Annotated in this window: 15 protein-coding genes; 7 read left to right on the top strand and 8 right to left on the bottom strand. The window is 67.4% G+C overall.

What is annotated here, in order from left to right; genetic code table 11:
* Window positions 1-174: 174 nt before the first annotated feature.
* Window positions 175-2,763 carry an ATP-dependent chaperone ClpB gene (gene clpB / locus ACW172_RS06860; RefSeq protein WP_492034430.1) on the top strand — a complete coding sequence of 863 codons (2,589 nt, stop codon included), beginning with the start codon at window positions 175-177 and terminating at the stop codon, window positions 2,761-2,763.
* A 240-nt stretch (window positions 2,764-3,003) separates the two neighbouring features.
* Entirely contained in the window at window positions 3,004-3,240 is a 237-nt protein-coding gene (locus tag ACW172_RS06855; protein WP_492034429.1) for a GIY-YIG nuclease family protein, read from the top strand.
* A 955-nt stretch (window positions 3,241-4,195) separates the two neighbouring features.
* Here ACW172_RS06855 and ACW172_RS06850 read toward each other — a convergent pair.
* Window positions 4,196-4,420: an alkylphosphonate utilization protein gene (locus ACW172_RS06850; protein WP_492034428.1), complete on the bottom strand. Its 225-nt coding sequence runs from the start codon at window positions 4,418-4,420 to the stop codon at window positions 4,196-4,198.
* A gap of 84 nt (window positions 4,421-4,504) precedes the next feature.
* Between ACW172_RS06850 and ACW172_RS06845 the strand changes: the two genes are divergently transcribed.
* Window positions 4,505-5,239 carry a hypothetical protein gene (locus tag ACW172_RS06845; RefSeq protein WP_492034427.1) on the top strand — a complete coding sequence of 245 codons (735 nt, stop codon included), beginning with the start codon at window positions 4,505-4,507 and terminating at the stop codon, window positions 5,237-5,239.
* Here the strand turns inward: ACW172_RS06845 and ACW172_RS06840 are convergent.
* Window positions 5,236-7,281, bottom strand: a complete 2,046-nt coding sequence (locus tag ACW172_RS06840) for an NAD(+) synthase (RefSeq protein ID WP_492034426.1) — start codon at window positions 7,279-7,281, stop codon at window positions 5,236-5,238. The two genes, ACW172_RS06845 and ACW172_RS06840, sit on opposite strands and share 4 nt — an antisense overlap.
* 110 nt (window positions 7,282-7,391) lie before the next feature.
* Here ACW172_RS06840 and ftsY point away from each other — a divergent pair, with 110 nt between their 5' ends.
* The 3 genes from ftsY to ACW172_RS06825 all read left to right on the top strand — a co-directional run bounded on the left by ftsY (window position 7,392) and on the right by ACW172_RS06825 (window position 9,735).
* Complete coding sequence (gene ftsY, locus ACW172_RS06835) at window positions 7,392-8,330, top strand: signal recognition particle-docking protein FtsY (RefSeq protein ID WP_492034425.1); 939 nt, start codon at window positions 7,392-7,394, stop codon at window positions 8,328-8,330.
* A gap of 2 nt (window positions 8,331-8,332) precedes the next feature.
* Window positions 8,333-8,938, top strand: coding sequence for an inner membrane-spanning protein YciB (locus tag ACW172_RS06830; protein WP_492034424.1), 606 nt, complete (start codon window positions 8,333-8,335; stop codon window positions 8,936-8,938).
* 176 nt (window positions 8,939-9,114) lie between these two features.
* Window positions 9,115-9,735, top strand: a complete 621-nt coding sequence (locus ACW172_RS06825; RefSeq protein WP_492034423.1) for a MarR family winged helix-turn-helix transcriptional regulator — start codon at window positions 9,115-9,117, stop codon at window positions 9,733-9,735.
* Between the two features lie 41 nt (window positions 9,736-9,776).
* On the opposite strand, the gene ACW172_RS06820 is transcribed toward ACW172_RS06825, so the two are convergent.
* From ACW172_RS06820 to ACW172_RS06795, 6 genes are all read right to left on the bottom strand, one after another.
* On the bottom strand, window positions 9,777-10,019 hold the full coding sequence (locus ACW172_RS06820) for a hypothetical protein (RefSeq protein WP_492034422.1): 243 nt from the start codon (window positions 10,017-10,019) through the stop codon (window positions 9,777-9,779).
* 163 nt (window positions 10,020-10,182) lie between these two features.
* Complete coding sequence (locus ACW172_RS06815) at window positions 10,183-10,713, bottom strand: DsbE family thiol:disulfide interchange protein (RefSeq protein WP_492034421.1); 531 nt, start codon at window positions 10,711-10,713, stop codon at window positions 10,183-10,185.
* Window positions 10,710-10,925, bottom strand: a complete 216-nt coding sequence (gene ccmD, locus ACW172_RS06810) for a heme exporter protein CcmD (protein WP_492034420.1) — start codon at window positions 10,923-10,925, stop codon at window positions 10,710-10,712. Before ccmD ends, ACW172_RS06815 begins: the two co-directional genes overlap by 4 nt.
* Before the next feature lie 3 nt (window positions 10,926-10,928).
* Window positions 10,929-11,648, bottom strand: coding sequence for a heme ABC transporter permease (locus tag ACW172_RS06805; protein ID WP_492034419.1), 720 nt, complete (start codon window positions 11,646-11,648; stop codon window positions 10,929-10,931).
* A 156-nt stretch (window positions 11,649-11,804) separates the two neighbouring features.
* On the bottom strand, window positions 11,805-12,017 hold the full coding sequence (locus tag ACW172_RS06800; protein WP_492034418.1) for a cold-shock protein: 213 nt from the start codon (window positions 12,015-12,017) through the stop codon (window positions 11,805-11,807).
* Between the two features lie 206 nt (window positions 12,018-12,223).
* Complete coding sequence (locus ACW172_RS06795) at window positions 12,224-12,463, bottom strand: hypothetical protein (protein ID WP_492034417.1); 240 nt, start codon at window positions 12,461-12,463, stop codon at window positions 12,224-12,226.
* 164 nt (window positions 12,464-12,627) lie between these two features.
* Here ACW172_RS06795 and ACW172_RS06790 point away from each other — a divergent pair, with 164 nt between their 5' ends.
* Window positions 12,628-12,861: a hypothetical protein gene (locus ACW172_RS06790; RefSeq protein ID WP_492034416.1), complete on the top strand. Its 234-nt coding sequence runs from the start codon at window positions 12,628-12,630 to the stop codon at window positions 12,859-12,861.
* The last annotated feature ends 75 nt before the right edge of the window (window positions 12,862-12,936 follow it).

The following is a 12,936-nucleotide window of genomic DNA, read 5'->3' as shown; positions in this document are numbered from 1 at the left end:
TATTTCTCTTTGCGTTCAACAGGTAACAAGACTGAAACATTGAGGCGGCATCATTGGCCACGCCCTCTTGTGTGATCACCCCGACACACCCAAATCTCGACCACCGGACGGCGCGTTGCTTGCTTCAGAGGACGCGAGGTTCGGAATCCGCCTCTCAAGGGGACACCCACAAGAATGAACCTCGACCTCTATTCCGACCGGGCCAAACAGGCCGTCCAGTCGGCCCAGTCTCTCGCCCTCGCGCGCCGTCACCAGCAGTTCGCCCCCGAGCATCTGCTGAAGGTGCTGCTGGAGGAGCGTGACGGCCTCGCCCGCAATCTGATCACCGCCGCCGGCGGCGACCCGGCCAAGGCCGAAACCGCGACCGAAACCGCCCTGCAGAAGCGCGCCCAGGTCTCCGGCGGCTCGGGCCAGCTCTATCTCGACGGCGACACCGCCCGCGTCTTCGCGACGGCCGAGGAGTCCTCGAAGAAGGCCGGCGACGCCTTCGTCACCACCGAACGCCTGCTCTCGGCCATCGCCCGCGAAGGCGGGGTGGCGAAGGAAATCCTCAAGTCCGTCGGCGCCACGCCCGACAAGCTGGACGCCGCCATTACCGATGTCCGCAAGGGCAAGACGGCCGACTCCGCCGCCGCCGAGGACGGCTATGACGCCCTCAAACGCTACGCCCGCGACCTGACCCAGGCGGCGCGCGACCAGAAGATCGACCCGGTCATCGGCCGCGACGAGGAGATCCGCCGCACTATCCAGGTCCTCGCCCGCCGCACCAAGAACAACCCCGTCCTGATCGGTGAGCCCGGCGTCGGCAAGACCGCCATCGTCGAGGGTCTGGCCCTGCGCATCGTCAATGGCGACGTGCCCGAATCCTTACGCGACAAGAAGGTCATGTCGCTGGACATGGGCGCCCTGATCGCCGGGGCGAAATACCGCGGCGAGTTCGAGGAGCGGCTCAAGGCCGTGCTCAACGAGACCTCGGCCGCCGAGGGTCAGATCATCCTCTTCATCGACGAGATGCACACCCTGGTCGGCGCCGGCAAGGGCGACGGCGCCATGGACGCCTCCAACCTGTTGAAGCCCGCCCTCGCGCGCGGCGAGCTGCACTGCGTCGGGGCCACCACCCTCGATGAATACCGCAAGCACGTCGAGAAGGACGCGGCCCTGGCCCGTCGCTTCCAGCCGGTCTTCGTCGCCGAGCCCTCGGTGGAGGACACCGTCTCCATCCTGCGCGGTCTCAAGGAGAAGTATGAGGTCCACCACGGGGTGCGCATTTCCGACAGCGCCATCGTCGCCGCCGCCACCCTGTCGAACCGCTACATCACCGACCGCTTCCTGCCCGACAAGGCCATCGACCTGATCGACGAGGCCGCGTCGCGCGTGCGCATGGCCGTCGATTCCAAGCCTGAGGCGCTCGACGAGATCGACCGCCGTCTGGTCCAGCTGAAGATCGAGCGCGAGGCCCTGAAGAAGGAGACCGACGCGGCCTCGAAACAGCGTCTGGAAACCCTCGAGGACGACATCTCCGACCTCGAGGTCGAATCCGAAGACCTGACCCGCCGCTGGAAGGCCGAGAAGGAAAAGGTCGGCGCCGGCGCCCAGCTGCGCGAGACGCTCGACCGCTTGCGCGCCGACCTGGCCTTGGCCCAGCGCAACGGCGACCTCGGCCGCGCGTCCGAGATCGCCTACGGCCAGATCCCGGCCATCGAGAAGCAGCTGGCCGAGGCCGAAGCCAACGAAGCCGACAAGTCCGGCCCGCTCACGCCCGAGGTCGTCGACGCCGAACAGATCGCCGCCGTCGTCTCCCGTTGGACCGGCGTCCCGGTCGACAAGATGCTGGAGGGCGAGCGCGAGAAGCTGCTCAAGATGGAGGACGCCCTGCGCGGTCGCGTCGTCGGTCAGGACGAGGCCCTGACCGCCGTCTCCGACGCCGTCCGCCGCGCGCGCGCCGGCCTGAACGACCCGAACCGGCCGCTGGGCTCCTTCCTCTTCCTCGGCCCCACCGGCGTCGGCAAGACCGAGCTGACCAAGGCCCTGGCCGCCTTCCTGTTCGACGACGACGCGGCCATCACCCGGCTCGACATGTCGGAATATATGGAGAAGCACTCGGTCAGCCGCCTGATCGGGGCTCCTCCCGGCTATGTCGGCTATGACGAGGGCGGCGCCCTGACCGAGGCCGTGCGCCGTCGGCCCTATCAGGTCGTCCTGTTCGACGAGGTCGAAAAGGCCCACCCCGACGTCTTCAACGTCCTGCTCCAGGTCCTCGACGATGGCCGCCTGACGGACGGGCAGGGCCGCACCATCGACTTCCGCAACACCCTGATCATCATGACCTCCAACCTGGGGTCGGAGGCGCTCGCGGGCCAACAGGAAGGCGACGACGTCGAAACCGTCCGCCCCTATGTCATGGAAAGCGTCCGCGCCCACTTCCGCCCGGAGTTCCTCAACCGCATCGACGAGATCATCCTCTTCCGCCGCCTCGGCCGCGAACAGATGGGCGGCATCGTCCGCATCCAGCTGTCCCGCCTCGAACAGCTGATGGCCGACCGTCGTCTGACGCTGGCGCTGGACGACACCGCCGCCGCCTGGCTCGCCGACAAGGGCTACGACCCGGTCTACGGCGCGCGTCCGCTAAAGCGGGTGATCCAGAAGGATCTGGTCGACCCGATCGCGAAGAAGCTGCTGGCCGGCGAGTTCGAGGACGGGGCGGTTATTGCGGTGTCAGCCGGCCAGGGCGGGCTGGAGATCGGGAAGGCGCGGGTGCATTAGGGCGCCAGCGAAGTGGGGCCGTGCATGTCGCGGCTCCATTTTCTTTCGTCATCCTCCGGCAAGCCGCGGCTTCGCGGCGCAGACCGGGGGACCCAGCGGCGCGCGGGAGCGCGACCCTGCTGCGGAGACCAGCGTCAAACATCCTGCCTAAACAGGTCGCCTTCGGCGCTGCTGGGTCCCCCGATCTCGCTGCGCTCGTCGGAGGATGACGAAAGCAGAGGGAGCGCATAGGTTGTGCGGATGGGGACGCATCGCACCTTCATCGCCACCTACATCATGGCGAGCGGGCGGAACGGGACGCTCTATGTCGGGATGACGTCCAACCTCTTCGCCCGGGTCTGGAAGCACAAGACCGGGGTCTTCGACGGCTTCACCGCTGACCATCACTGCGACCGTCTGGTCTGGTTCGAGCAGTATGTTTGGGTCACTACGGCCATTCGGCGGGAAAAGCGCCTCAAGAAATGGCTTCGGGACTGAAAGCTGAAGCTGATCGAGGACGCCAATCCGGAATGGGCCGACCTGGCGGCGGACTGGTATCCGGTAAACGACCCGGGCTGGGTTCCACCGGTGGAAGACGATTGATCTTCTCTTTCGTCATCCTCCGGCGAGCGAAGCGAGACCGGGGGACCCAGCGGCCTGCGAGAGCAGGACACTGTCACGAACGCCTTTCTTAAACAGCGTGCCTGAACAGATCGCCTTCGGCGCCGCTGGGTCCACCGGTCTGTGCCGCGAAGACGCGGCTTGCCGGAGGATGACGAAAGAAGGGGCACCTGAGCCGCTCAGCCATCGCAATCCGCCTCCCCAACCCCAACGATTTCCCGGCTTTCCGCCCTTCTCGCCCCAATCGGATAAGCACGCCCGAAACCTCCCGTATAATCACTCCTGTCCCGTCGCGAGGGGAAGGCGTCCCGGGCCCGGGAGCCGGACGTGCGGCGGGGTCGATCGCGGGGTTGCCGGGGCATGGAGAGCCCCGGGTCCGGAGGGGGCCTCCCGGCGCCCTTCGCCTGTCGTGGGCTGAGCCTGTGGAACGGGGACGAACCGGGTGAACCTGAGGCGGCGGGACAATGGGACCCCCGCCGCTCCCGGCTGAAGAGCTTCCCTCCCCCAAGGCGCTTGCGAAAAACGGTCGAGCGGAGCACGGGCGACCACGCCGAAACTCCCTTTAGGGGCGGCCAGCGGCGACGCTGATCGTCAACGGTACCCGGGCGGGATCGCCCGTGCTCCGCCGCTTCCCCACTTCAGCGCAGATGCGCGTGAGGGCGATGACGCACGTCTTCCTTCTCCCCTTGCGGGAGAAGGTGGCAGCCGGAGGCTGACGGATGAGGGGTCATGTGGGCCTGTAAGGTGAGGGTTCGAACTCGGACGTCGGCACGACCCCTCATCCGACCTCGTTTCACTCGGCCACCTTCTCCAGCAAGGGGAGAAGGACAGATCACGCCTTGCGCACAAACTCCGTGCGCAGCACCAGGCCGCGGACCTTTTCGACATTGGCCTCGATCTCGGCCGGGTCGTCGGTCAGGCGGATGTTCTTCACCATCGTGCCGCGCTTCAGCGTCACCCCGCCCGAGCCCTTGACCTTGAGGTCCTTGATCAGGGTCACGCTGTCGCCGTCGGCGAGCAGATTGCCGTTGGAGTCTTTGGTCGGGGCGTCGGTCATGGCCTCGGGTTAGCGTACGGCGGCGGTCGCGTCACCCACCGGCGTTCTTGTGCGGATGGGCAAATCGCCCAACCCTCCGCCGCCATGAACCCGATCGTCTCCTCGACCGCCGCGAGTCCCGCGTCCCTGCCGTCGATCTCGAGCCGCGACGAGCAGAAGATCCGCGCCGCCAAGGCCGCCGTCGACTCCATGACCGTCCGTCAGGACAGGGCCTCGGACGAGCGCAAGGCCATCGCCAGGAAGAAGGCCGAAGAGCTCAAGGCCCGCATCCAGATGCTGAAGATGTCGATGCCCGCCAACCCCGAGGCGGCCGGCAAGATCATCGCCCAGCTGGCCCGCGAACTGGGATCGATCGTGAAATCGTACGGCGGGACCGGGTCCGACCTCGGCGTGGCCTCGACCGCGACCCTCGCGGCGGGCGGGGAGGCGACCGCCACCGCAGCCGCCCCGACCGTCACGGCTTCGGAAGGCGCTTCCGACGGCGCCGACGCCACGACCGAAGCGGACCCCAATTCCGATGCCGCTTCCGGCGCGGCGCCCAGGGACCCCTACCGCGCGGCCATGGCGGCCCAGTCCGCCGCCAACGCCGAACAGGCCCGCAAGTCGGAAAGCGCGCGTCAGGACTCCGAGTTCGCCACCACGGTCAAACAGCTGCTGGCCGAGCTCAAGGCCATGAAGGCGAAAGCCGAAGCCGATGCGAAGGCGCAGGGCGATCCGAACACGCCCGAGGTCGCGGACGCCGACAAGGCGCTGGCGGCCGTCGACACTGCGCTGGGCGACGCCGGTCTCTCGGGGTCGATGGTCTCGCTGGTCGTCTAGTCCGGAACGTTGGCGTCCAGCTCGTCCAGCCAGACCCGCGCATTGCCGTCCGACGGCGCCCGCCAGTCGCCGCGCGGGCTGAGCGAGCCGCCGGTCACGACCTTGGGCCCGTTCGGCAGGGCCGAGCGCTTGAACTGGCTGGTGGCGAAGAAGCGGATCAGGAATTTCCGCAGCCAGGCCTTGATCGTCGCCAGGTCGTATTCGACGCGATCGCCTTGCGGATGATGCGCCGGCCAGTCGCCCTTGGACGCATCGCCCCAGGCCTGATGCGCCAGATACGCCACCTTGGACGGCTTCAGGCCGAAGCGGGTGATGTAGAACAGGAAGAAGTCGTTCAGCGCATACGGACCGACCGTCGCCTCGGTCGACTGGATCCTGCCGTCGGCGCCGGCGGGCACCAGCTCGGGCGAGATCTCGGTGGCCAGAATGGCGTGCAGGACGTCCGCCGCCTCGCCGTCATGCTCCTTGTCCGCCACCCAACGGATCAAATGCCGGATCAGGGTCTTCGCCACCCCGCCGTTGACGTTGTAATGGCTCATATGGTCGCCGACGCCATAGGTCGCCCAGCCCAGAGCCAGTTCCGACAGGTCGCCGGTGCCCAGGACGAAGCCATGGTTCTGGTTGGCCAGCCGGAACAGATAGTCCGTTCTCAGCCCCGCCTGGACGTTCTCGAAGGTGATGTCGTGAACCGGCTGGCCGTCGGCGAACGGGTGCCCGATGTCCTTGAGCATCTGTTCGGCGGCCGGGCGGATGTCGAGCTCGGCGCCCGTGACGCCCAGCGACTTCATCAGGGTCCAGGCGTTGGACTTCGTCCCGTCCGAGGTCGCGAACCCCGGCATCGTATACGCGAGGATATCCGTTCTCGGCATCCCCAGCCGGTCAAAGGCGCGGCAGGCGACCAGCAGGGCCTGGGTCGAGTCCAGCCCGCCCGAAACGCCGATGACGATCTTTTTCGATCCCGTCGATTTCAGGCGCCGCATCAGCCCCTGCACCTGGATGTTGAAGGCCTCGAAACAGTCCTGATCCAGCCTTGCGGGATCGTCCGGCACGAAGGGGAAGCGGTCGAGGGGGCGCAGGAGGGCGGCGTTGGCGGCCTCGTCCTCGCGGGCCTCGAACAGGACCATGTCGAAGGCGTGATCCTCGTCCAGTTCGCGGCGGGCGCAGTCGGCGAAGGTGCCGGTGCGCAGCCGCTCCAGCCCGATCCGGTCGACGTCGACGTCGGCGATGGTCAGATGGGACTCCATCGCGAACCGGGGCCCCTCGGCCAGTTTCGCGCCCAGCTCATGGATCGTCGCCTGACCGTCCCAGGCCAGGTCGGTGGTGCTCTCGCCCCATCCCGAGGCGGTGAAGATATAGGCCGCCATGGCCCGCGCCGACTGGCTGGCCGACAGCATGGCCCGGTCGTCCGACTTGCCGATGACGACATTGGACGCCGACAGGTTGAGCAGGATGCGGGCCCCCGCCAGCGCCTGCCGCGTCGAGGGCGGCACAGGGGCCCAGTAGTCCTCGCAGACCTCGACGCCGAAGACGAAGCCGGGTCGGTTCTCGGCCGCGAAGATCAGCCGCGTGCCGAACGCGCCCCACTCGCCGCCGAGATCGGGCAGATGATCGTCGGCCGGGCTGAACCAGCGCTTTTCGTAATACTCCCGATAATTCGGCAGATAGGTCTTGGGCACGACGCCGAGCACCCGCCCCTCGCCCAGCACGATGGCGCAGTTGTACAGCCGGTCCCCGCTGCGCAGGGGCGCGCCAATGACCGAGATGACGCCCGTTTCGGCGGTGACGTTGGCGAGGTCGTGGATCTGCCGCTCGACCTCGTCAAGCAACGCCGCCTGCAGGTGCAGGTCGTCGATGGCGTAGGCGCTGAGGCTGAGTTCGGGGAAGACGATCAGGTCGACGCCCTGCTCCCCCGCCTGCCGGATCAGGGCGATGTGCTCCTCCGCATTGGCCTTCGGGTCGGCGATGTGCACGACCGGGGTCGCGGCGGCGACGCGGACGAAGCCGTGGGTGCGGCTGGAATGGAAGGCGTGGAGTTCGGCCAAGGCGCGGTCCTTCGGGATCTTATGCTCATATAGAGCCAAAGTCCCGGCTCCGCCAACTACGGCTATGTTAATCCGTGACCTGAAGGCGCGGGACCGCTAAAGCCGTTCTCATGAACGATACCCCGAAAAAGGGCTGGTTCCAGCGTCTGTCGGACGGTCTGGCCCGATCCTCCAAACAGATCACCGAGACGGTCGTCGGCGGCCTGGTCAAGGAGCCGCTGGATCAGGCGGCGCTGGACCGGCTGGAGGAGCATCTGCTGGAGAGCGATCTGGGTCCGGCCGCGACCGACCGGATCGTCGAACGTTTCCGGGCGCTCCGCTTCGGCAAGGTGTCGGACGAGCGCGAGGTCAAGGAGGCCCTGGCCGAGGCCGTCGCCGCCGAGCTTCTGCCGCGTCAGGCCGTGTTCGATCCGCTCTCGGAAGGGATCAAGCCGTTCGTCGTCCTGTTCGTGGGGGTGAACGGATCGGGCAAGACCACGACCCTGGGCAAGATAGCCGCCGACCTGACGGCCAAGGGCGCGAAGGTCATGATCGTCGCCGGCGACACCTTCCGCGCCGCGGCCCGTGAACAGCTCAAGGTCTGGGCCGAGCGGTCGGGCGCCGATTTCGAGAGCCGCCGCGACGGCGCCGATCCAGCCGGGCTGGCCTTCGACGCCTACACCAAGGCCCGGGCCGAGAACTATGACGTCGTCCTGATCGACACCGCCGGCCGGCTGCAGAACAAGTCGGCCCTGATGGACGAACTGCTCAAGATCGTTCGGGTGCTGAAGAAGATCGATCCGGACGCCCCGCATGAGACGCTTCTGGTGCTGGACGCCACCGTCGGCAGGAACGCCCTGGCCCAGGAACAGATCTTCGGCCGGGCGGCTTATGTCTCGGGCATCGTGATGACCAAGCTGGACGGCACGGCGCGCGGCGGCGTCCTTGTCCCGGTGGCCCAGGCCTCCGATGCCCCGCTGAAGCTGATCGGCGTCGGCGAGGGGATCGAGGATCTGCAACCCTTCGACGCCCGGGCCTTTTCCCGCTCGCTGGTCGGGCTTGAGGACTGAGAATGACCGACCAGACCGTGCCTGAAGCCAAACGCCCGCAGTGGATCCGTCAGGCCGTCGACTTCGGCGCCCTGCTGTGTTTCGCCGCCGCCTATTTCATCACCCGCGACATGATCAAGGCGACCTGGGTGCTGTGCATCGCCTCGGCCGTGGCGCTCGCGGTCGGTTACTGGGTCGAGAAGCGGTTCGCCCCTCTGCCCCTGATCACCGGCGCCTTCGCCCTGGTCTTCGGCGGGCTGACGATCTTTTTCCACGACGAGAGCATCATCAAGATCAAGCTGACGGTGCAGAACGCCATGCTGGCGATCGTGCTGCTGGGCTCGCTCCCGCTGAACAAATCGCCGTTCAAATATCTGCTGGGCGACGCGATCAAGGTGACCGATGAGGCCTGGCGGGTCCTGACCCTGCGCTACGGCCTGTATTTCGCGGCCATCGCCATCGTCAACGAGATCGTCTGGCGCACCCAACCCGACGGCGTCTGGGTCCAGTTCCGCGTGGCCTTGTGGATCCTCGCCTGCGTCTTCGGCCTGATCCAGATCCCCTACATCATGAAGCACATGGTCAAGGACGAAGAGCCGGGTCCGACGTCTCCGGATACGGGTCTGTGATCGTTCAAGCCCGCACGTTCGCGCTCAAGCAGCGAGCGACCGCGTCGCGAGCGATAGCGCGGGGCGCTTCGCGCCCCTCTGCTGGAATGTCGTCAAACCGTAAAGCCACGCTGATAACCCTCCGTCCACGGTAGACGGCCGTGAGCGCCGCACGCCAAGCTTGGGGAAGTTCGACCATGGTCAAGTCCGGCAAGTCGTCCAAACGTCTGGGCACGCTCGCGGAATCGCCGAGCCATCTGATGCACCGTGTGCTGCAGCTGGCGCTCGACATCTATTCCGAGGAGGCGGGCGCCGACGGTCCGACCCAGCGCCAGTTCGCGGTCATGGAGGCCGTGGCGGCGAAATCGGGCCTGACCCAGACGGATCTCGTCCGGGCGACGGGCATCGACCGCTCGACCCTGGCCGATCTGGTCTCGCGCATGACCACCAAGGGCCTGCTGGAACGCGAGCGCTCGACCGTCGACGCCCGGGCCAAGGCCGTGCGCCTCTCGGACGAGGGCAAGACCCTGCTGGAAGCGTCACGCCCGAAAGTCGAGGCGGCCGACAAACGGATCATGGCCCTGCTGCCCAAGGGCAAGCGCGACGGCTTCCTGGAGCTGCTGGCCGATCTGGCCAATGCGGCCGACGAGGCGCCCGATATCGCCAAGGCCGAGGCCAAGGCGCTGAAGAAGGCGGCCAAGGAGGCGAAGCGCGCCGACAAGCTGGCCCGCAAGGCGGTCGAGGGCGGCGGCAAGAAGGCCGCCAAGGCTCCCAAGCTCAAAAAGGCCAAGGCGCCGGTCCTCGAACCGGTCTCCTGAGGCGCCCCTCCCGAGGCGCCCTACTCAGGCCTCTGCTGTTCCTAGACCTTGATATCCAGAAGGCTGCCGGGACGCAGGGGCCGGGCGCTGTCGGGCGTGGCCGCCGCGGCGGACTGTGCCGCGACCCGGGCCGGCGCCGCGGTGTGGGCGACCGGAGCGGCCTGAACCTCGCCGAGAGCCGCGCGGAAGAAGGCGGCCTGGGCCTGCCGCAGAGCCGATGACGGCGCGGCCTGTTCCCCGCCCTGAGGCGTGACAGCGGGCAGATTGGGGCGAATCGCGCTCATCGGAATACGGTTAACGAAATCCCTACAGAAAGGGTTAACGGATCGGACTCCGTCCCCTGTCCCGAAGCGGTCCGGGATCGTCATCCACTGTGAAGCCGACAAGCGTGACCGTCGATCCGGTCGAACACTGACGCTTGTCTCAGGGCCGGAGGAGCCGGGGCGGCTACTCCAGGGCCGCGACCAGCCGTTCGACGTCGGCGTCGTTGGTCAGGGGCCCCGAGGACTTGGCGACGATCCGGCCGGTGCGGTCGACGGCGAAGCTTTCGGGCACGCCGGAGATGCCGAGATCCAGCCCCGCCCGGCCCTCGTGATCGACCAGAACCATGTCAAAGGGATTGCCGAGGTCTTCCAGCATCCGGGCCGTGGCCTCGGGCTCATCCTTGTAGGCGACGCCGATGATGCGCACGCCCCGGGCCTTGAGCGCCATCAACCGGGGGTGTTCGACCCGGCAGGGCGCACACCAGCTGGCGAACATATTGACGATCACGGGCCGGCCCATGGCCACGGTCTTCAGGTCGACGCTGGACGGCCCGGCGACGGACCCGACCAGCACCGGCAACACCCGCTCGGGCGCGTCCCGTCCCACGGCGGCGTCCGGCTTGTAGGTCGGATCGTGCTTCAGCGACCAGCCGACGAACAGCACGGCCAGGGCGGCGAGAACGACGAGCGGGATCACCGCCAACCAGCGCATCATTCTGGTTGCGCTATCGCGCTTCGCGCTGCTTGAGCGCGGATGGTCGGAGTCTCATCGGTACGCATCTGTTCACTCTCCAGCCGCTTCAGCTCACGCTTCCAGCGGCGCGAAACGACGACGGCGCGAGCGACGAGGCAGGCGAGAACGAGGGCGCTGATCCCCCAGGCGGGCCAGACGAAGGCGGCGTAGGGCGTCATGTCGAGGTCGAGCATCGTCTAGGCTTCCAGAGCGGCGCGGGCGCGCAGCGACATCACCCGGCGGCGAACGATCTCGGTGCGGATGGACGTCAGCCAGACCGCCAGGAACAGGGCCGCATAGGCCGCCATCATGGTCAGCAGCGGCCAGAGGAAGACGGGCGCCAGACTGGATCCTCCGGCGCGCAGCAGGGAGGCCGGCTGATGCAGGGTGTTCCACCAGTCCACGGAGAATTTGACGATCGGCAGGTTGATCAGCCCGACCAGACCGAGCACGGCGGCGGCGCGGGCGGCCCTGGTCTCGTCATCGATGGCCGAGCGCAGGGCCATATAGCCGAGGTAGAAGAGGAACAGGACCAGCACCGAGGTCAGGCGCGCGTCCCAGACCCACCAGGTCCCCCACATCGGCTGGCCCCAGAGGGAGCCAGTGATCAGGGCAAGCGCCGTGAAGGCGGCGCCGGGCAGGGCCGCGGCGCGGGCGGCGGCGTCGGCCAGGGGGTGGCGGAAGACGAGGGCGAAGAAGCTGGAAATCCCCAGGGCCGCATAGACGAGGGTGCCCAGGGAGGCCGCCGGCACATGGACGAACATGATCCGCACCGTGTCGCCCTGCTGATAGTCGCCGGGGGCGGTGAAGGACAGCCATGTCCCCGCCGCCAGCAGCACGGCCGCCGCGCCCCACAGCCAGGGGGTCAGGGGGCCGGTGAAGCGCATGAAGCGCTCGGGATTGGCGAGGCCGAACATGGCTCGGCCATTACGCGGGGCTGCAGGAGGCGGCAAGAGCCCCTCCACCACCCGCCCGGCCGCGGGCGGTCCCCCCTCCCCGTTTCATGGGGAGGATATGAAAACGGGGCCGGTGGTTTCCCACCGGCCCCGCGAATTCATCGAACAGTCGAAAGACTATTCAGCCGACTTCAGTTGGCCGGCCGATTCCTTGCCCGAGCGACGGTCGCGCTCGACTTCGTAGGAGATCTTCTGACCTTCGTTCAGGGTGTTCAGCTCGGACGCTTCAACGGCCGAGACGTGGACGAAGACGTCCTTGCCGCCGTCCGAGGGTTCGATGAAGCCGTAACCCTTGGTGGGGTTGTACCATTTGACAGTGCCGGTAGCCATTTTCAGGACCTCCGCTAGCGATTGACCACGCACAACAGCGTGCGCGGCCTGTCGGGTCTGAGTGGGAAAGGCCTGGAAACTCGGTGCGTTCGCAAAGAGAGGGGCGTTACGCAAAGAGATCGACGAGGGGGCTTATGCGCCCAAACGGGCGCCGAAACAAGGCGTTGCGCCCTGCCCCCTGACTGGCCCCGCAACCGGGCCCGTGCTCAGGCGGCGTCCTCGTCCTCGGAAACGGCCGACGCGGGGGCGTCGTCGCCTTCGGGTGCGACATAGTGTTCCGTGCAAAGCTTGCGCAGGGCGGACGTCAGGGAGCCGCCGTAAAGCCGGTCCTGCACCCGCTCGTGGCCCTCGGCCTGCAGTTTCGCCTTGATGTCGCCGACGGTGCGGCAGGCCCCGCTTTTCGCCAGTTCATACGCACGTTCTATGGTCGTCGGTCGGAAGGTCATTGACCACAGATAGGCCCGACCGGAGCCATATGCGAGGTTTGTCGCCATTCTGTCCGGTTGCGGACGCGATGTTCAACCCGAACGGGATCACGCGGAGCCTTGATCCGGACCGGAACGAGGCACAGGCTGGGCCGTTCGTTCGTTGATCCACCGGAGTCGGTTCCATGCGCCCTTCCACTCTCCGCCTTCCCGCCCTCCTGACCGTCGCCGCCGTCTTGTCGGCCTGCGCCAGCACCGGCCCGGCGGAAGGGAACTATTCCGTCCGCGAGCAGAAACTGTCCGATGAATGCCAGGCGCGGGGCGGCATCCTCGTTCCGACCGGCGCCCAGACCGGCCGGCCCGAGACCGACAACATCTGCAAGATCACCGGCGGCGCCTCGCGTCTGACCAGCCACTGAAGGCGACGGCCCGCCCCTCAGGGGCGGCGCCGCAACCCGGCGGCGAACCCGGGCGTTGATCCCATTCGGCAGGGA

It is taken from the genome of Brevundimonas sp. ALps5 (assembly GCF_058681645.1).
This window is presented reverse-complemented; position numbering and strand designations above follow the sequence as displayed.

Coding starts and splice junctions, on each gene's coding strand:
- clpB (WP_492034430.1), top strand. CDS start 175: ATGAACCTCGACCTCTATTCCGACCGGGCCAAACAGGCCGTCCAGTCG.
- ACW172_RS06855 (WP_492034429.1), top strand. CDS start 3,004: ATGGGGACGCATCGCACCTTCATCGCCACCTACATCATGGCGAGCGGG.
- ACW172_RS06850 (WP_492034428.1), bottom strand. CDS start 4,420: ATGACCGACGCCCCGACCAAAGACTCCAACGGCAATCTGCTCGCCGAC.
- ACW172_RS06845 (WP_492034427.1), top strand. CDS start 4,505: ATGAACCCGATCGTCTCCTCGACCGCCGCGAGTCCCGCGTCCCTGCCG.
- ftsY (WP_492034425.1), top strand. CDS start 7,392: ATGAACGATACCCCGAAAAAGGGCTGGTTCCAGCGTCTGTCGGACGGT.
- ACW172_RS06830 (WP_492034424.1), top strand. CDS start 8,333: ATGACCGACCAGACCGTGCCTGAAGCCAAACGCCCGCAGTGGATCCGT.
- ACW172_RS06825 (WP_492034423.1), top strand. CDS start 9,115: ATGGTCAAGTCCGGCAAGTCGTCCAAACGTCTGGGCACGCTCGCGGAA.
- ACW172_RS06820 (WP_492034422.1), bottom strand. CDS start 10,019: ATGAGCGCGATTCGCCCCAATCTGCCCGCTGTCACGCCTCAGGGCGGG.
- ACW172_RS06815 (WP_492034421.1), bottom strand. CDS start 10,713: ATGATGCGCTGGTTGGCGGTGATCCCGCTCGTCGTTCTCGCCGCCCTG.
- ccmD (WP_492034420.1), bottom strand. CDS start 10,925: ATGCTCGACCTCGACATGACGCCCTACGCCGCCTTCGTCTGGCCCGCC.
- ACW172_RS06805 (WP_492034419.1), bottom strand. CDS start 11,648: ATGTTCGGCCTCGCCAATCCCGAGCGCTTCATGCGCTTCACCGGCCCC.
- ACW172_RS06800 (WP_492034418.1), bottom strand. CDS start 12,017: ATGGCTACCGGCACTGTCAAATGGTACAACCCCACCAAGGGTTACGGC.
- ACW172_RS06795 (WP_492034417.1), bottom strand. CDS start 12,463: ATGACCTTCCGACCGACGACCATAGAACGTGCGTATGAACTGGCGAAA.
- ACW172_RS06790 (WP_492034416.1), top strand. CDS start 12,628: ATGCGCCCTTCCACTCTCCGCCTTCCCGCCCTCCTGACCGTCGCCGCC.